The following is an 18,549-nucleotide window of genomic DNA, read 5'->3' as shown; positions in this document are numbered from 1 at the left end:
TGTACTCCTTCAGTTTGATTTCACGCTCGGCGCCACCCGCGCAGCCACCGTTCCGGTGGCCGGGGTGTAGACGAGCGGCAGCCCGACCAGCGCGCTCAAATCATCGAGCGCGATCGTGACCTGCCCGTGCTCGCGCAGCACGGGCTCCTTCAGCTTCACGCGCGCAGAGCCGCGCGTGGCCTCAGCAGCATTCACCTGCAGGGTGAATGCCTCTTGCCCCAGGCGGAGGCGAAGCGCTCCGCCTTCTGCACTTGCGCTGCCGCCGAGCTGCGCGACGGCAGCGGCCGCGTCCACGCGCAGCGGGGCGCTGCCCGGCTGCGCCTGAATGCGGCGCTGGATCGAGCGGTCGAGCAGCTCCGGCGTGATGCCGGGGCTGCCCGCGTTGATCCGCGGGATGAGCAGATGGTCGGCGCTGCGCGTCGCCATCTCGGGGGAGATCGTGAAGGCGTAGCGGATGCCCGCCTTCTGGATTTGTTCCGTCGCCGCAGGCGACGTGATGCCGTATGGATACGCCATTGCGTCGAGCGGCGCGTCTGTCAGCCCTGCAAGCTTGCCGACACATGCTTGCGTATCCTGGAGCACGCGCTGCTTATAGGCGTCGTCGCTTTCTCCATCTAAGCGTCCGACAAGCGCAGCATCGCCGCTCGGCAGCTTGTTATGCAAGCTATCGGTGTGGCAGCCGATATCGATGAAATTCGTTGCATGGGTCATTTCGCTGATTTGCTCCTTGGACATCGAAGGAATATAGGATGCCAGCGGATTGTCCAAATCATGCGTGATGACAAAATTTACAGCGGGAACACGCAAGCTTTTCAAAATTGGATAAGCCCCGGTATAAAAGCTCTGGTATCCATCATCAAAGGTCACAAGGACCGCGTTGGAGGGAACGGTGGCACCTGCCATATATTGCTTGAATTCATTCAAAGAAATAAAATGATAGCCCTTGCTTAGTAGAAATTGCAGTTGTTCTTGAAATAGAGCGGATGTAATGGTGCTGGAGCTTGTATCGGTGTCATGGATATGATGATACATGAGGACAGCAACTTGATCCTGATAGTAGGTATCTTGAGATCGCTTAGCGGAGAGCGGCGTAAGCAGAAGCGTGAGCCCTATCAGACTCAGCAGAATCGTGATCCCGATTCTTTTGGACATGTCAGCGTAACTCCTTATATGTTATAATAGTTTGTAATGATTATTATTTGTTAGTCGAGAGGAGCCATTTTTAGTCATGCAGCATTTTTATCAAAGCGTCTACGATCTAGTTGTCGAAACGTCCACAAACCTTCCGGGTGATGTACGTCGTGCGGTTCAAGCCGCAAGCGAAAAAGAAGACAAAGGAACTCGCTCAGCGCTCTCCCTATCCCGTATTGCCGATAACATTCATATGGCGGAATGCAATGTCTCCCCGATTTGCCAGGATACAGGCATGCCAACGTTTATTATACACTGTCCGGTTGGGGCAAACCAAATTATTATGAAGAAGCACATTCTTGAAGCCGTAGCCAATGCGACAAAAGCGAGCAAGCTTCGCACAAATTCGGTAGACTCCTTAACAGGCGCCAATACTGGCGACAATCTGGGACCTGGAACCCCGGTCATTCATTTCGAACAATGGGAACGCGATGAAGTTGAAGTAAAGCTGATCCTTAAGGGCGGCGGCTGTGAAAATAAAAATATTCAGTACAGCTTGCCTGCTGATCTTGAAGGCGTGGGCAAAGCTGGACGCGATCTTGATGGTATTCGCAAATGTATTATGCATGCTGTGTACCAAGCGCAAGGGCAAGGGTGCAGTGCAGGCTTCATTGGCGTTGGCATCGGCGGCGACCGGACAAGCGGTTACGAGCTGGCGAAACATCAATTGTTCCGCCATGTTGATGATGTGAACCCGCATCCGGAGCTTCGCAAAGTTGAAGAGTATGTGATGGAGCATGCGAATACGCTCGGAATAGGCACCATGGGTTTCGGCGGGCAGGTAACACTGTTAGGCTGTAAAGTTGGTGTGGCCAACCGTTTGCCAGCTAGTTTCTTCGTATCTGTTGCGTACAACTGTTGGGCGTTCCGCCGTCAAGGCGTGCTGCTTAATCCCGAAACGGGCGAAATCAACGGCTGGTCGTACCCGAGAGGAAGCGAAGTTTCCTTCCAAGAAGCTTTTGAGGCGAGTGCTGAAGCTGCTAAAAATGTGAAGGAAGAGGATCGTCGTGAGATCGTCTTGACGACTCCGATTTCGGAAGATCAAATTCGCAGTCTGAAAGTCGGCGATGTGGTCGTTATTAATGGTACGATGCACACGGGACGTGACGCGCTGCACAAATATTTGATGGATCATGATGCTCCGCTTGATTTGAACGGTGCGGCAATTTACCACTGTGGACCGGTTATGAGCAAGGATGAAGCTGGCGAGTGGCATGTGAAAGCGGCTGGGCCGACGACAAGTATTCGCGAGGAGCCTTATCAAGGCGATATTATCAAGAAGTTCGGGATTCGTGCGGTCATCGGAAAAGGCGGAATGGGTCCGAAAACCTTAGCAGCGCTCAAGGATCACGGCGGTGTTTATCTTAATGCAATTGGCGGCGCTGCGCAATATTACGCTCAATGTTTTAAGAAAGTAGAAGGCGTTGATTTCATGGAATTCGGTATTCCTGAAGCGATGTGGCACTTGGAGACAGAAGGCTTCGCTGCTATTGTTACAATGGATTCACACGGTAACAGCTTGCATGCTGATGTTGAGAAAAACGCATTTGAGAAGCTTTCAGCGTTGAAAGAACCAGTATTTAAATAAGTTTAAGCGATTCATGATTTTGCACTTTTTCATCTTTACAATTAAATAACTGGATTTGGTACCGGAAAAAGGGTTACTATGTAGAGTAGCCCTTTTATCTTTGAATTCAGACTAGATTTATCGGAGGCCAGAAAAACAGATGACTAAATTCCGTGCCAAACTGACATTTATTTTGATTGTATTGATTGGTTCATCCATGCTGCTTGCCGGTATTTTTATGGCAAAGGTACTTGAGGATTCTCACGTGAAGTCCTTGGAGGAGAATATGGAACGCGAGCTGCATGTCATTGTAGCCACGGGGGACTGGGGCAGGATGGGTACAGAACCTGAACTGGTATCTTATTTCTCCGAACAAGCCAAACGGATTAAAGCAACAACGAATGAGCGGTTAACCTTTGTTCGTGCAGATGGCAAAGTGATAGGCGATTCCGACCAAAATCCGGAACAAATGGACAACCACTTAACTCGCCCGGAAATTGCTGCAGCTGCAGCAAACGGTGTAGGATATGCTACGCGATACAGCGATACTCTTAACGAGAAGATGCTGTATGCCGCGATTCCAGTAAAGAACGAGTCCAAGGTGACGACTGGTTATTTACGAATTTCGATGAGTCTGGAGCAGGTGGATAATTCGATCCGCAGCTTGTGGTATTTTCTTATTGTAGGGTTGATGATCTTATTCCTGATTGCTGGTCTGGTCAGCTATCGAATTGCTAAGGGGATTACTCATCCGATAGAGAAAATGACGAAAGTCGCCCAGCAAATCACGAATATGAATTATGAATCTCGTGTTCCCGCTTACAGCAATGATGAAGTTGGGCAGCTAGGACAGGCGATCAATCGGATGTCCGAAAGCTTGCAGCAACAAATGGCACGGATTCGGGAGAATGAGCGCAGGCTGCAAGGCGTTATGGAAAATATGCTGAGCGGCATTATGATGATTGACCGGGAAGAGCGGATTATGCTGCTAAACCCTTCAGCTGAATACATTCTGGGCTTTTCTTCACAGGAGCTATTGGGGAAAAGATACAACGAAGCGAAGCAGCAGTTTGAGTTTACGAAGCTGATTCAGGAATGTATTGAGACGCGGGAATCCATTCGTGACGAAATGATTTTCTATTATCCAGCTGAACGCATTCTGGATATTCATTTAAGTCCAATTGCCCACGAAGACGAAGAATGGTCTGGTGTCCTGATCGTGATTCATGATATCACGGCAGTTCGCAGGCTGGAACGGATGAGAAGCGAATTTGTAGCGAATGTCTCCCATGAGCTCAAGACGCCGATTGCCGCTGTCAAAGGTTTCGCTGAGACTCTGCTAGCAGGGGCGCTGAATGATAAGGAAACGGCGGTATCGTTCCTGCAAATTATTTTTGATGAAAGCGAACGGTTGAACCGGCTGATTGGGGATATTCTCGAACTGTCCAAAATTGAATCCAAGCGGATTCCAATGAATTTCTCACCAATCTATTTACCTGAGTTTCTGGAAAGATCACTTAACGTTTTGAGAAAAGAAGCCGAGAAAAAACATATTGAGCTGGGCTTGCAAGTCGATGAAGATATGTATATTGAAGCTGACGAAGATCGCCTGCGCCAAATTATTATCAATCTTCTCTCCAATGGCATTGCGTACACGCAGGAAGGCGGCAAGGTTAAGCTCCGGATAGAGCCGCTTGATCCGAATAGTGAGGGTGATTATGAGCGTCTGCGTTTAATTGTCTCTGATACCGGCATGGGGATTCCGAAGAAGGATTTACCGCGGATTTTTGAACGTTTTTATCGGGTAGACAAAGCTCGTTCGCGAAGTTCAGGTGGTACTGGCCTCGGCTTATCCATTGTGAAGCACTTGGTTGAGCTGCATAAAGGGACGATTCGCGTAGATAGCGAGGTCGGAGTTGGGACGAGATTCACCATAGAATTGCCAGTCATCCACTAAATTATATGGCGAAAATGCAACATTTACATTCACCTCACAAAATTGTGTTATTATATGGATGTGCAATGTTAATAAACTGTAAATACGGGGGATCCCATGGCACAAAAAATATTAGTAATTGAAGACGAGCCTACCTTGGCCAGGTTGTTATCGTACAATCTTTCGCAAGAAGGGTATCATACAAAAGTTGTGGATCATGGCGGCGATGGTCTTCAAGAAGCGCTTCAGCAGTCCTATGATTTAATTATTTTGGACATTATGCTTCCGGGTTTGAATGGCTTCGAGGTGTTGGCTAAGCTTAGACAAAAAGGAAATAGCACGCCAGTTATCATTTTAACGGCCCGCAATGCGGAGGATGAGGTTGTCCAAGGCTTGAAGCACGGAGCGGATGACTATATCACGAAGCCTTTTGGTGTTGCGGAATTGCTGGCACGGGTATCCGCGGTACTGCGTAGAACGATGTCAGAGGATGTCACGGTAGACAAGCAGGGAACGAATGAGAAAGTCATTCAAGCGGGCGAGCTCTTCATCTATCCGGAGAAGTATGAAGTCGTCCTGAATGGCGAATCGATTCCTTTGAGACCTAAGGAGTTCGAGGTACTGCTGTATCTCGTTCAGCGTCCAGGCGTAGTTGTGACTAGGGACGATCTGATGAATATTGTTTGGGGCTTTGATTATATCGGCGGACAGCGCACGGTGGATGTTCACGTAAGTTCGCTGCGTAAAAAGCTGGAAATGAATCAGCAATCAGTGCAGATTGATTCGATCCGCGGTGTCGGCTATAAGTTAGTGGCATCGATTATCAAAAAATAAAGAGCCTAGGGTGCTGGTGAAACAGTTACCCGGGCTTATTTTTGTTGTAAGGATTCATTTCTAGAAATCAAAGAGAGCACAATCGGATATAATTATCGCCAGATCAGAAATTTTATTTTTGCTGGTTTTTGATATACTGATATGTAGTACGAGCTCAGACGAAAACCCTAAGGAGGACCATCATGTCCAAAACGTATCGAATCGCGATTATCGGCTGTGGAGGCATTGCCAACGGCAAACATATGCCAAGCTTGAGCAAATTAAACAATGTAGAAATGGTTGCTTTCTGTGATATTATTCCTGAAAAAGCGCAAGAAGCTGCTGGCAAGTATGGAAAAAGCGAAGCTCGCGTGTATGAAGATTACCGTGAGCTTTTGAAAGACAGCACAATTGATATCGTGCATGTTTGTACACCGAATGATTCCCATGCGGACATTACGATTGCGGCATTGGAAGCTGGTAAACATGTTATGTCCGAGAAGCCTATGGCCAAAACGGCTGCTGATGCTCGCCGGATGGTGGAAGCAGCGAAACGCACTGGCAAAAAATTGACCGTCGGTTACAACAACCGCTTCCGCAGCGACAGCCAGCATCTGCACCAACTATGCTCGGAAGGTGAGCTAGGTGATATTTATTTCGCGAAAGCTCATGCGATCCGCCGCCGCGCGGTACCGACATGGGGAGTTTTCCTTGATGAAGAGAAACAAGGCGGAGGTCCTCTAATCGATATCGGCACGCATGCCCTCGATTTGACGCTGTGGATGATGAACAATTATGAGCCGAAGGTTGTTCTCGGTACTTCGTATCATAAATTGTCCCAACGCGAAAACGCAGCAAACGCATGGGGGCCTTGGGATCCATCGAAATTTACCGTGGAAGATTCCGCTTTCGGTATGATTACGATGAAAAATGGCGCTACCATTATGCTGGAATCAAGCTGGGCGCTGAACACGCTGGAAGTTGATGAAGCGAAATGTACGCTTAGCGGAACTGAAGGCGGCGCGGACATGAAAAATGGACTGCGCATTAACGGTGAAAAGCACAGTCGCTTGTTTACAACAGAGGTTGAGCTGAAAGCTGGCGGCGTTGCCTTTTATGATGGTGAAACGGAAAGTGCACCGGATTTGGAAATGCGTATGTGGATTCAAGCCATTGAGAATGATACGGACCCAGTCGTGACACCAGAGCAAGCGTGTGTCGTTTCTGAGATTTTAGAAGCTATTTACGAATCTGCTAAAACAGGAAAAGCTGTTTATTTCGACTAATTTCAACTATTTCCCAGGAAATAAGCAAGAAATCCCCTTTTTCGAGTGGTTAAGCTCGAATGAAGGGGATTTTGCTTTTTTTATATTCCCCGGGTGTTAGTCCGGTTCGTTTCTTAAAGGTTTTGGAGAAATGGTGCAGGTCTGCAAATCCGCAATAGCTGGCTATCGATTCCTGACTTAAATCTGTATGGGTCAGTAATTCTTTGGCATGATTCACCCGCATGTTCATCAAATATTGATGAGGGGAAATGCCATACCGTTGTTTGAACACAATGCTGAATCGGGAAATTGACAGATTAGCTCGTGCAGCCATGTGTTCTAAGGAGATAGGATCACTCAGATGATGTGAGAAGTAGGAAGTAATCCAGTCGAACGATTGTGAAGCTGTGTATGGTTCTTGATAGTAGGTCTCCAATAAAGAAAGGATGATCTCCGTTACTAGATGCTGGGTTTTAAGCTCTATGAGCGGATCCTGCTTTTCAGCTTGCTCGATGACCTGTAGCAGTGTTTCTTTCAGTTTTAACGGCTTGGACGGCTCAACCTGCACAGGTATTTCCACCCCATACAAGTCTTTGATGGTTGGCTGCATGAGATGCCTATAAGCCGATAAATCAATTTGTCCGGGGCGTGTAGGGAAACTGTGTTCACGGTCGGTGTTAAAACAGATGTCAAAATGGATATAGGGCGTAACGGTATTCGTTAACCCTTCCAAAGAAAGCAAACTGCCAGGCTGCACAAGGCAAAACTGGCCTGCGTTAAATGTATATTTCTTATTATCAATATGGAAACAGCAAGTGCCTTCTTGAATGTATACCAACAAATAATCAAGCAATCTGCGCTCCGGGTAAGACCATGGTTTGCGAACAGCAAAGTCGCTTTGTCTTACGAAAGGAACGATGGGATGTTGTTTCAGATAATCGCTTAGCATATGTATCTACCTTTCAATCCAGTTGTTTTTGACAATAATATAACCTTGTTTGACAAAGATTTGGAATAGGTTGAGCTCTATAATAAAGCTATAATTATACAAAACGAGGTGATCCGAGATGAGCATGAAAGAAACAAGCCCTAACCAAACATTACCCTCTTTGGAAGACAGCTATACCTTGTCGGAGCAGCAGATAGAAAGCTATCAGCAGAAAGGACATATTGTGCTTCGGCAAGTGGCTAGCCCGTCGGAAATCACTTCATACGAGCCGGTTATTACGGATTTGGTGAAGGAACTGAATTATCACAACAAACCGATAGATCAGCGTGATACGTATGGCAAAGCTTTTATCCAAATCTCTAACCTATGGGAAAAAAGTGAAGCGGCTCGCAGGTTCGTACTGGCAAAAAGATTTGCCAAAATCGCAGCGGATTTGATGGGCGTAGAAGGCGTGCGCATTTATCATGATCAAGCTTTGTACAAGGAACCTCATGGAGGTCACACACCATGGCATCAAGACCAAATCTATTGGCCGCTGGATACAGATAAAACGATTACGATGTGGATGCCGCTGGTCCCTATTTCGGAAGAAGTAGGTTCAATGACTTTTGCATCTGAGTCCCACCGCATAGGCTATATTAATAAAATGGTGATTTCCGATGAATCCCATCGCACTTTAGCGGGTTATATTGAGGGCAAAGGGTTTGAAACGATGTCTCATGGCGCTATGGAAGCCGGCGATGCGACTTTCCATGCAGGCTGGACGCTGCACAGCGCACCTGGCAACCCGACGGACTCCATGCGCAAAGTCATGACGGTTATCTACTATGCCGATGGACTGCGTATTGCAGAGCCGGATAGTAAAGCACGCGAAGGCGACTTGAAAGCGTGGTTCCCCGGCGCTCAGCCAGGAGATTTGGCAGCAACCGCCATCAATCCGCTGGTCTACAGCCGATCCGCACGATAGGAATTGCAGCTACCTGCTGGTTTGTTCCTGTTTGCGGAACTTGCCTGGGGGTAGCTTTTTTTCTTGTTTGAACGTATGGGTAAAATAGTGAACGGACGAAAAGCCCGTGGCCTCAGCAATTTCGTTAATCGACAGCCCACTTGTCAATAGCAGGTGGGCTGCTTGGCGTATGCGCTCACTGCGGATGAAATCGGTATATGTTTCATGAATTCCTTCTGAGAATAGGCGCGAAAGATGGCGCTCTGAAACATTGAGATAGCCGGCAACATCGCTAAGGTGAAGAGGCTGCGATAGGTTGTCGCGGATATAAAGTTTGGCCCGCTGCAGCAGGATATTCGTATTTTTACGGTGGACAATAGGTTTGCCGGTCTCTTTACCGAATAAGCTGAGAAATGATACGAGAAGAGAGTAGGCTAATGTAGGAACGGCTGCAGCCGGTAAGCTGCCATTACCCTCACGAATCAAAAGCGACTTCCACAAGAGAGACGTCGGGTGATGGTCCCCGTCATACAGACAAACCTCGGCATGCTCAGCTAGATCCTGAAAGGCATCTCGCATCGTATCTTCACTTTGTGTTTCATCGAGTTCAAACGCGACGAATAAAATAAAGAGGCCTTTTTCGGTGCGGATTTGGTGTTTGATGCCAGGTCTGGAGCAAAAATGCGTACCTGCTCGCAGCGGGTAGAGAATGCCTTCTTCTGTATACTCGCCTTCGCCGCTAATGACATAACAGACCTCAAAAAAGGAATGTTTGTGAGGTTGATTATCGAATAAGCAGGGATCTACGCCCCAATATTGAATTTTAAAACATGCTGAGGGTCCATGAATGACGGTTGCAACCTCGTTCAGCAGGGATCTAGTTTCTTTGCACAAGTACATACATATCATCCTTCATGTCCTTATTTTGCAAAAAGCTGTCCTTTGCAGAAAAAGACAGATCTCATTCTCATTCCTTATAATAATAGATAAGAAAGCGGTTTACAATCAACTGCATAGATGGAGGAATAGACTATGATTACTCGTGAGGATGTAGAATTTTACAAAGAAAATGGGTATTTGCTTGTTAAAGGGGTATTCAATCAGCAGGAAGTTGAGGAAATGAGACAAGCTGTAGAAGAAATTATTATTCGTGCGGCTGAGGCGAAAGCAGACCGCAATGATCAATGGAGGGGGGATTTCCTTCCACCGGATGAACTGAAGAAGCTGGTTTTGAAAGGCTTCCACGATGTGCATTATCACGATGCCGCATTTATGCGCGCTGTGATTCATCCGAATATGGCTGCTGTGCTGCAGCAAATCATTGGACCCAATGTGCAGCTGCATCATTCGAAAATGCTCGTGAAGCCACCGGAAAATGGTGCTGCCTTCCCTATGCATCAGGATCACCCGTACTTCCCGCATGAAAAACATTCGATGCTGGCTGCGAGCGTGCATTTGGATTATGCGGATGAGGAGAACGGTTGCTTGCGAGTGATTCCAGGCTCGCACCGCTCAGGCAGCATACCGCACGTGGGTCAACATTATTTGAACCACAGAGAATATCCGGTCAAAGAGGGGACGCCTTGTGTGGCTGAAGCCGGCGATGTGCTGTTCTTTAACTACTTGACGATCCATGGCTCGGAATCCAATCGGAGTAATCGAACAAGACGGAACGTGCTGTTCCAGTACCGCGATCCGAGCGATTTTCCGACGGAGAATACGCATTTTGATTGGGGCATGGGCCTCATGGTCACAGGGAAAAACCCGCATTTCACGAAGGTGAAGCCGGAATATAAAATTATTTGAGGATGGGAAAGGTGCCTGCGGGTGCCTTTTTTTCGTTAGCGGCTGGTTGACGCAGTTACCTATCTCCAGCCGAGGGTTCTACTTTTGGACATTCTGTTGTACGATAGTTAGTAAATATGTGGAAATTGGATGGTGGTTTCTTGGACTGGACGCGTAGCGAACTAAAGGAAAGAGCAAAGCAAGTATTACGAACATCCTACTGGAAGGCATTTCTCGTAAGCTTGTTACTAGCTGTGCTGAGCGGAGGGGCGTCGAGTTGTTCATACAATTCGAATGGTAGAAATTCAATCAACTTCCCCTTAACTGGTAATCACGACAGTTGGAGCGATTTTTATACCAGCCCGGTATTTGTTGCAGTCGTTGTTGGAGCGATCTTGTTATTTATCTTCCTTATTCTTGTCTCTATTGCTTTTCATATTTTTGTAACCGCCCCTTTCGAAGTGAGCGTTATGCAATATTTTAAACAGGCTGCATCCGAAGATGTGAATATGAATTATCTTGTCTATTCGTTCCAAAAAGGCAGGTATCTCGCTATCGTTAAGGGGATGCTTTGGAAAAGCTTTCTCACGTTTCTGTGGTTTTTGCTGCTCATTATTCCGGGCTTTGTGAAGGTTTATGCGTACAGCATGGTGCCCTTTCTATTAGGAGACAATCCGGAGATTGGTTCGAAGAGGGCCGCTCAGCTTAGCAAACAGATGACGAACGGGCATAAATGGAACATGTTCGTCCTGGATCTTTCTTTCCTTGGATGGTATATCCTAGGGTTCCTGGCACTTGGCATCGGCGTTCTATTCGTTATGCCGTACGATCACTCAACCAAGGCTGAGCTGTATAAGGTTCTCAGGCAGCAGGCGCTGTACGCTGGACTCAGCAGCAGCAAGGAATTGAATCTGCCCGAAGAATAAATAAGACGGGTATTTAATAAGGACTTCCTCAACAAGGTCACAATAGACCTTGTTGAGGAAGTCCTTTTTCATACAATCGCTAGCAATTCTTGCAGTGATGCGATTTCATGGTTCGGCAAGTTGATCTGTGGGGCCGTCCGCTGATGATGATTGATCCAAACATTTCGCATGCCAACCGCTAATGCCCCTTTGATGTCGGTGTCGAGATTATCACCGACCATGAGGGCTTCATCCGCCGTGACACCGAGCAGCTTCAAAGCATGCTCAAAAATAGAAGGATCAGGTTTACCGCGGCCAAAGGAACCGGAGATCAAGATATGATCAAAGTAATCCGCCAGGCCCGGGATACTATCTACCTTTTCCTGTTGCAGGTCAGGCGCGCCATTCGTCAGCAATAGCAGTTGGTACTTCGGGCGCAGAGCTTGCAAGACCTTGAAAGTGGCTTCGTAGACCAATGGACGCTCCCGACGCTCTTTAGCGAACCTCAGCGCGAGTATTTCACCTAACGCCGGATCGTTAATGCCTAGCTTGAGCAGGCCCTGCGTCCAAGAACTTTTTTGAAACCCTGGCGTTAACTGTCCCAGCTCTAGAAAGGTAGGATGCTCTTTCGCATCAAATCGACCCCACAGCGCTTCCAAATGTGTGACTTCAATCATTTTGGCATAGTCATAACAGGCCATTTCTTCAAATAAACGTTCAGATGACTCGCGTACTTCGCGCTCTAACTCGGAAGGGTTTACGTTCACAGAAGCTGCCGCTGCCTGGCAAGTTGCCTCAAATGCTTCCTGAATACTTCTTTCATCCCATAATAACGTATTATCCAAATCGAAAATAATCGCTTTAATCGGCTTCATTTCTATGCTCCCTCCCAATGTCTTACACTTAATTTCCAACATAATAACAAGGAAGTCAACAGAAAACTGAAGGTTGAATTTCGAATACTATGTAAAGGGGGCAACGAAAACAAAACAAATCAAATTAAAAACACAAATTTTACACGCGTTTAACGCTGGGATTACAAATGCAGGTTATTATGTATCTATAGACGCAACCAAAACCAACTAAATGGTGCTGGAATAAACAATTTAAATGAGTCATACAGGAGGATTTCAATGATACAAGCAGTTGTTTTTGATTGGGCGGGGACAATGGTGGACTATGGATGCTTTGCTCCTCTTAACGTTTTTATGGAAGTCTTCCGAAAAAGAGAGATTGCTATTACCTTATCAGAAGCGAGAGCGCCAATGGGACTTCTCAAACGCGATCATATTAGCGAAATCTTAAAAATGGAGCGTGTCGCCGGCTTGTGGCGCGAGCGCTATGGTCAATTGCCGCAGGAAACGGATGTTGACTCCTTATATGCAGATTTTGAACCGATGATGCTGGCCGTCGTCCACGAATACGCTGAACCGGTCCCAGGAGCCCTTGCACTCGTGGATCGCCTGCGTCAAAGCGGCATTCGGATCGGTTCCACAACAGGCTACACAGCTGAGATGATGGCGATTGTCACCGCTCAAGCGAAGAAGCGAGGTTATGCTCCGGACTACTTGGTTACGCCAAATGATGTGCCGGCAGGACGTCCGTTTCCTTGGATGATTTACGAGAACGCCGCTGCTCTGAACGTTTATCCCATGTATAACGTAATGAAAGTCGGAGATACGGTAAGTGATATAAGGGAAGGCGTCAACGCCGGTACTTGGACAATTGGTGTGGTACTAGGAAGCAGCGAACTAGGTATGAGCGAAGCGGAAGTGGGAGCTTGTGATCCTGAAGTTCTAAAGGCGCGCATGGAAGCTGTCACAGCTAAGTTTCATGAAGAAGGCGCTCATTATGTCATCCAAACAATTGGTGAGCTTGATCAGCTTATTCCTGTTATCAATCAAAAACTTCAAAGAGGTGAACGTCCATGACAACAAAGATGAATGAATTACCAGATAATCCTTATCTATTGCTAACACCAGGCCCGTTATCGACTAGTAAAAAAGTAAAGGCAGCCATGCTTCGTGACTGGTGCACATGGGATCAAGACTATAATCAACTCGTGCAGTCCATTCGCAGCCGACTAGTGACGATGGCATCCAGCAAGCCGGATGACTACACAACCGTGCTAATGCAGGGAAGCGGAACGTTCAGTGTTGAATCGGTCATTGGATCCGTTATTCCTAAAGACGGTAAGCTGCTTGTTTTAGCCAACGGAGCTTATGGCAAAAGAATTGCCCAAATAGCGGATGTCCTCGGTATTTACTCGATCGTCCTGGATGCGGGGGAAACGATGCCGGTTAATGTTAAGCAGCTAGAAGAAGTGTTGAAGGTGGACTCGTCGATCACGCATGTGGCGGTCGTTCATGTTGAAACAACGACGGGAATGATGAATCCGATCGCTGATGTTGCTCGCATTGCTAAGCAATACGGCAAAACACTGATTGTCGACGCGATGAGCTCTTTTGGCGGTATTCCGATTGATATAGCGGAGTTAGATATCGATTATTTAATTAGCAGTGCCAATAAATGCATTCAAGGCGTACCGGGTTTTGGTTTTATCATTGCGCGTAAAGAATCTTTATTCAAATGCAAAGGAATTAGACGTTCCTTGTCGTTAGATCTCTACGATCAGTGGGAGACTATGGAGCAAGGGAACGGCAAATGGCGCTATACTTCACCAACGCATACAGTTCGTGCTTTTGATCAAGCACTTCAAGAGTTGGAGGAAGAGGGCGGCGTTGCACGTAGATTCGAAAGGTTCACTCGTAATCAACAAACGTTAGTTGCTGGCATGCAGCAAATGGGGTTACAACCTTTACTTCCAACTGAGCTGCAGTCGCCGATCATTACTTCCTTCTTGTACCCGGATTCATCTGTGTTTTCCTTTGATGAGTTCTATGCACGTATTAAAGAAGAGGGCTTTGTTATCTACCCAGGTAAAATAACAGCCGCGGCTACGTTCCGAATTGGTAACATTGGCGATATTCATCTCCCTGACATTGAACGTCTGCTACAAGGTATTGAAAAACAGTTATTTTGGAAAACAACTTAAAAACAACGAATAAAAATAAAATACAAATATTTTACGTGTATTTAATACTGATTTTACATTTCTAATTTATACTAATATTTATCAGGTGAAAGAAATACAAACCGATAATTTGAATGAAGGTGGGAGTAAGTAGATGAAGAAATCATTAGGAAGTGCAGTAGCGTTGTTGACAGTTGCTTTTATGTTAGGGGCTTGCGGTGGGAAAACGGCAGGTACAGATGTAGCGAAACCAAGTACAACTCCAGCTTCTTCAGCAAGTGCAGAGGTTACAGTAGATACAAAAAGCAAAGATCTAACGGTTTACACGGCTTTGGAAGATGACCAAATCAAAACTTACCTCACGACATTCAAAGCGAAATATCCAGATGTAAAAGTAAACATTGTGCGTGATTCCACGGGGATCGTAACAGCTAAATTGCTTGCTGAGAAAGATAATACACAAGCAGACGTTGTATGGGGCTTAGCGGCAACAAGCTTGCTCGTTCTTGACCAGAACAGCATGTTAGAGCCTTACGCACCCAAAGGCGTAGAACGTATTCTTCCTGATTTTAAAGATAAAAATGCTGTAACGCATTGGGTTGGTATCGATGCATGGGAAACAGCGTTCATCGTTAACAAAGTAGAGATGGAGAAGCGCAAGCTGGCAATTCCTCAGTCATACGAGGATCTAGCGAAGCCGGAATATAAAGGGCTTATCACAATGCCGAATCCTTCATCTTCAGGTACTGGTTTCTTGACGGTTTCCGGATTGGTTCAACTGAAAGGCAATGACGCGGCATGGGATTATATGAACAAATTGCATAACAACATTGCAATGTATGTTCACTCCGGTTCCAAACCTGCTAAATTAGCTGGTACTGGCGAATATCCAATTGGTATTTCCTTTGGTTACCGCGGTATTCAAGAGAAGAAAAATGGTTCTCCGGTTGAAGTTGTATTCCCGAAAGAAGGCTCTGGCTGGGACGTAGAAGCTAATGCTCTGATGAAGAAAAAAGTCGTGAAACAAGTGGCTAAAGACTTCTTGGATTGGGCTATTACCGACGATGTTATGAAAGAATACAACAAAAACTACGCAATCCTAGCGATTAAAACAGACTCTGCCAAAATCCCTGATGGTTACAGCGTAGATCCAGTTAAACAACTTATCAAAAACGATTTGAACGATGCTGCGAAAAAACGTGACAGTGTTCTAGCTGAGTGGGACAAGCGTTTCAACGCGAAAAGCGAACCCAAATAATAAACAACAAACCGAGAAAAAGGCTGACTGCGAACCATGCTTGCAGCAGCCTTTTTTCTATCACCTTTTTACAAAGCGATAACATATCACACTTATACTAAAGCTAATAAGACTAAGGGGGCTGCTTGAGCATGACACAAGCTTACTTGTCCATTCAAGGGGTAAACAAAACATTTGGATCTTTCAGCGCTTTAAATAATATTCATATTGATATTCAGAAAAATGAGTTCATTTGTTTGTTAGGCCCAAGCGGTTGCGGTAAAACGACATTACTTCGCATCATTGCGGGATTAGAAAAACCGACACAAGGTCGGATCACGGTTGACGGGAAAGATATTACCTCCCTGCCGCCAGCCAAAAGAAATTTCGGGATGGTGTTTCAGTCCTATGCGCTTTTTCCCAATCTGACTGCTTATCAGAATGTAGCTTATGGCTTACAGGGCAAGAAATTTAAGAAGAAAGAGATTGACGAGAAGGTAAGGGAAGTCTTGAACTTAGTTGATCTGCTGCACCTACAAGATCGCTACCCAGCGCAAATGTCCGGCGGGCAGCAGCAGCGTGTGGCATTGGCTCGCGCTATTGTATTGTCTCCAGATTTCTTGCTGCTGGATGAGCCGCTTTCGGCGCTTGACGCCAAGGTTCGGGTGAAACTTCGGGAGCAAATTTGCGAATTGCAGGACAAGCTTGGCATTACGACCGTAATGGTTACGCATGACCAAGAGGAAGCACTCACGATGGCAGATCGCATTGTGGTGATGAAAAACTCCGAGGTTGTGCAAATGGGAACACCGGAACAAGTCTATGAAGAGCCGAATTCGGCTTTTGTCGCCGATTTTATCGGATCGATTAATTTCTTGGAAAATGGGGACCAAGCAGGGCACTCGCCGCGTAGAAGTCTTGCCATTCGTCCTGAACATATTCGCCTATCAGCTCCTGGTTCAAGCAAAGGAATGAAGGCGGTTGTTAAGCATGTTGAGTTCAGAGGAGCTTTCTACAGAGTGACGCTTCAGCCGGCAGTCGGCAGCGGTTACCAGAATGTATTGCTTACGGTGGATGTGTCTTCGCAAGCTACACACCAACTGAGGCTTGTCAAACATGCCGAAGTATCTGTTGAATTCCCGCAGGAAAAAATGATCACATTCCCAGCTGAATCTATGGTAGGTGCTTAAATGAATAAGGGAATCGTCAGCATGAATCCGCCGATCCGCCGTCACCTTAGAGATTTTTTGACCTTACAAAATGTGTTGATTGTCGTGCTCGTGCTCACTTTAACAACAAGCACTCTCATTCCGTTAATTCTTTTATTTAGCAAGGCTTTGCTGAATAAGAATGCGGAGTATATTGGACTCGCGAACTTTGTCCAGTATTTCTCTACCCCTTCCTTACTTCAATCGTTAACGAACACGATTTGGATTTCGGTCCTATCCACGGTACTTGCCGTTGTTCTCGCTTTCGCCTATGCCTATGGAATAAGCCGTACGGCTATTCGCGGCAAAAGTTATTTTCGCTACGTAGCGTTATTGCCGCTTTTTCAACCGACAATGATGCATGGTATTGCACTTACTTACTTGTTTGGGAATCAAGGGATGGTTACACACGGTTTTTTCGGACTTCTGCCTGGTCTGAGGATACCGATTTATGGACCCGTTGGGATCGTCATCTCCGAGGTGATTTACTTATTTCCTCAAGCTTTTCTGATTTTTATCACAGCTTTGTCAATGACCGATCAGCGACTGTATGAGGCCGCAGAATCGCTGGGCGCGAATAAATGGAAAACCTTTTTCACAGTAACTTTGCCATCCGTTAAGTATGGTCTCATTAGCGCGATTTTCGTCTGCTTTACAGCTAGCTTCACGGATTTCGGAGCTCCGCAGGCTATCGGCGGGAAGTTTAACGTGCTTGCCACGGATATTTACAAGCAAGTTATCGGGCAGCAAAATTTATCCATGGGTGCGACGGTGGGGATCTTGCTCACGATCCCGGCAATCATAGCTTTTGCTGTGGATCGATTCGTAGAGCGCAAACAGCGTTCGCTGCTTTCTTCCAAATCAACACCATATCGGGTGCCTGAAGGAAAGTCGCGAGACAGATTCTACCGTGCATTTTGTATCATCGTCTCGATTGCAATTCTGGTTCCGTTATTCACGATTGTTTTTGCTTCATTAGTGAAGGTGTGGCCGTACAATATCAGCTTAAGCTTCAAGCATTATGATTTTTCTAGTGTTGCCGGATCAGGTTTGGAGCCGTTTTGGAATTCGCTTAAAGTTTCACTCATCACGGCCGTAGTGGGCACAATCATGACCTTTATTTTCGCTTATTTAATTGAAAAGACGAGATCGATGAAAGGAATGCGGCAAGTTGGTTATTTCTTATCTATTTTACCGCTTGCGCTTCCAGGTATGGTTATTGGACTTGCTTACATTTTCTTCTTTAATGATCCGAGCAATCCGCTGAATTGGATTTATGGCACAATGGCGATCATCGTGCTTGCGAACATTACGCATTTCTATGCAGTTCCCTTCATTACGGCGACGACTGCGCTGAAAAAGCTGGACAAAGAGTTCGAACTCGTTTCGGAGTCTATGCGTGTCCCTTTCTACAAAACATTTTTGCGAGTAACAGTTCCAATGTCTCTCCCGGCAATTATTGAAATTGCCATGTACTTTTTCGTTAACTCCATGGTTACGGTATCTGCCGTCGTGTTCCTCCGGGCTGCTGATATGAATCTTGCGGCTGTCGCTTTAGTGAATATGGAAGATGCAGGCGACGTAGCTGCCGCTGCAGCGATGTCAACCCTGATCGTAGGAACGAATATTATCGTTCGTTTGTCTTACGAGTTCATTTTGAAAAAGGTGAAAAATCGAACGGCTGCTTGGCAAATGCCGAAGTAAAGCCCCATC

Annotated in this window: 16 protein-coding genes; 12 read left to right on the top strand and 4 right to left on the bottom strand. The window is 46.3% G+C overall.

What is annotated here, in order from left to right:
- Positions 1–9: 9 nt before the first annotated feature.
- Complete coding sequence (locus AC58UW_RS07690) at positions 10–1,152, bottom strand: polysaccharide deacetylase family protein (protein WP_497420114.1); 1,143 nt, start codon at positions 1,150–1,152, stop codon at positions 10–12.
- A gap of 76 nt (positions 1,153–1,228) precedes the next feature.
- Here AC58UW_RS07690 and AC58UW_RS07685 point away from each other — a divergent pair, with 76 nt between their 5' ends.
- The 4 genes from AC58UW_RS07685 to AC58UW_RS07670 all read left to right on the top strand — a co-directional run bounded on the left by AC58UW_RS07685 (position 1,229) and on the right by AC58UW_RS07670 (position 6,793).
- Positions 1,229–2,779, top strand: a complete 1,551-nt coding sequence (locus AC58UW_RS07685; RefSeq protein ID WP_497420113.1) for a fumarate hydratase — start codon at positions 1,229–1,231, stop codon at positions 2,777–2,779.
- 139 nt (positions 2,780–2,918) lie between these two features.
- Entirely contained in the window at positions 2,919–4,715 is a 1,797-nt protein-coding gene (gene pnpS, locus AC58UW_RS07680; protein ID WP_497420112.1) for a two-component system histidine kinase PnpS, read from the top strand.
- 96 nt (positions 4,716–4,811) lie between these two features.
- Positions 4,812–5,528 (top strand): response regulator transcription factor, encoded by a 717-nt coding sequence (locus tag AC58UW_RS07675; protein ID WP_127457431.1) that lies wholly within the window; start codon positions 4,812–4,814, stop codon positions 5,526–5,528.
- 182 nt (positions 5,529–5,710) lie between these two features.
- On the top strand, positions 5,711–6,793 hold the full coding sequence (locus AC58UW_RS07670) for a Gfo/Idh/MocA family protein (protein WP_497420111.1): 1,083 nt from the start codon (positions 5,711–5,713) through the stop codon (positions 6,791–6,793).
- 49 nt (positions 6,794–6,842) lie between these two features.
- Here the strand turns inward: AC58UW_RS07670 and AC58UW_RS07665 are convergent, their stop codons facing one another.
- Entirely contained in the window at positions 6,843–7,721 is an 879-nt protein-coding gene (locus AC58UW_RS07665; RefSeq protein WP_497420110.1) for a helix-turn-helix domain-containing protein, read from the bottom strand.
- Between the two features lie 124 nt (positions 7,722–7,845).
- Between AC58UW_RS07665 and AC58UW_RS07660 the strand changes: the two genes are divergently transcribed.
- A complete protein-coding gene (locus AC58UW_RS07660) occupies positions 7,846–8,688 on the top strand; it encodes a phytanoyl-CoA dioxygenase family protein (RefSeq protein WP_497420109.1) in 843 nt (280 codons plus the stop codon).
- 9 nt (positions 8,689–8,697) lie between these two features.
- On the opposite strand, the gene AC58UW_RS07655 is transcribed toward AC58UW_RS07660, so the two are convergent.
- Positions 8,698–9,567, bottom strand: coding sequence for a helix-turn-helix domain-containing protein (locus tag AC58UW_RS07655; protein WP_497420108.1), 870 nt, complete (start codon positions 9,565–9,567; stop codon positions 8,698–8,700).
- Positions 9,568–9,699: 132 nt separating this feature from the next.
- On the opposite strand from AC58UW_RS07655, the gene AC58UW_RS07650 reads away from it, so the two are divergent.
- Positions 9,700–10,473 (top strand): phytanoyl-CoA dioxygenase family protein, encoded by a 774-nt coding sequence (locus AC58UW_RS07650; RefSeq protein WP_497420107.1) that lies wholly within the window; start codon positions 9,700–9,702, stop codon positions 10,471–10,473.
- A 116-nt stretch (positions 10,474–10,589) separates the two neighbouring features.
- Complete coding sequence (locus AC58UW_RS07645) at positions 10,590–11,378, top strand: DUF975 family protein (RefSeq protein ID WP_497420106.1); 789 nt, start codon at positions 10,590–10,592, stop codon at positions 11,376–11,378.
- A 68-nt stretch (positions 11,379–11,446) separates the two neighbouring features.
- On the opposite strand, the gene AC58UW_RS07640 is transcribed toward AC58UW_RS07645, so the two are convergent.
- Positions 11,447–12,232, bottom strand: coding sequence for an HAD family hydrolase (locus AC58UW_RS07640; RefSeq protein ID WP_497420105.1), 786 nt, complete (start codon positions 12,230–12,232; stop codon positions 11,447–11,449).
- 258 nt (positions 12,233–12,490) lie between these two features.
- Here AC58UW_RS07640 and phnX point away from each other — a divergent pair, with 258 nt between their 5' ends.
- The 5 genes from phnX (at position 12,491) to AC58UW_RS07615 (ending at position 18,540) form a co-directional block, all read left to right on the top strand.
- Positions 12,491–13,288, top strand: coding sequence for a phosphonoacetaldehyde hydrolase (gene phnX / locus AC58UW_RS07635; protein WP_497420104.1), 798 nt, complete (start codon positions 12,491–12,493; stop codon positions 13,286–13,288).
- The gene (gene phnW / locus AC58UW_RS07630; protein WP_497420103.1) at positions 13,285–14,412 is read left to right on the top strand and encodes a 2-aminoethylphosphonate--pyruvate transaminase; all 1,128 of its coding nucleotides are present in this window, start codon (positions 13,285–13,287) and stop codon (positions 14,410–14,412) included. The genes phnX and phnW overlap by 4 nt, the downstream gene beginning before the upstream one ends.
- A 133-nt stretch (positions 14,413–14,545) precedes the next feature.
- Positions 14,546–15,649, top strand: coding sequence for a putative 2-aminoethylphosphonate ABC transporter substrate-binding protein (locus AC58UW_RS07625; protein ID WP_497420102.1), 1,104 nt, complete (start codon positions 14,546–14,548; stop codon positions 15,647–15,649).
- Positions 15,650–15,780: 131 nt separating this feature from the next.
- Positions 15,781–16,818: a putative 2-aminoethylphosphonate ABC transporter ATP-binding protein gene (locus AC58UW_RS07620; protein ID WP_497420101.1), complete on the top strand. Its 1,038-nt coding sequence runs from the start codon at positions 15,781–15,783 to the stop codon at positions 16,816–16,818.
- The gene (locus tag AC58UW_RS07615) at positions 16,819–18,540 is read left to right on the top strand and encodes a putative 2-aminoethylphosphonate ABC transporter permease subunit (protein WP_497420100.1); all 1,722 of its coding nucleotides are present in this window, start codon (positions 16,819–16,821) and stop codon (positions 18,538–18,540) included.
- Positions 18,541–18,549: the final 9 nt, after the last annotated feature.

This window comes from Paenibacillus sp. J22R160 (assembly GCF_059692135.1).
The sequence above is the reverse complement of the archived record's forward strand: the minus strand, read 5'-3'. Positions and strand labels throughout refer to the sequence as shown.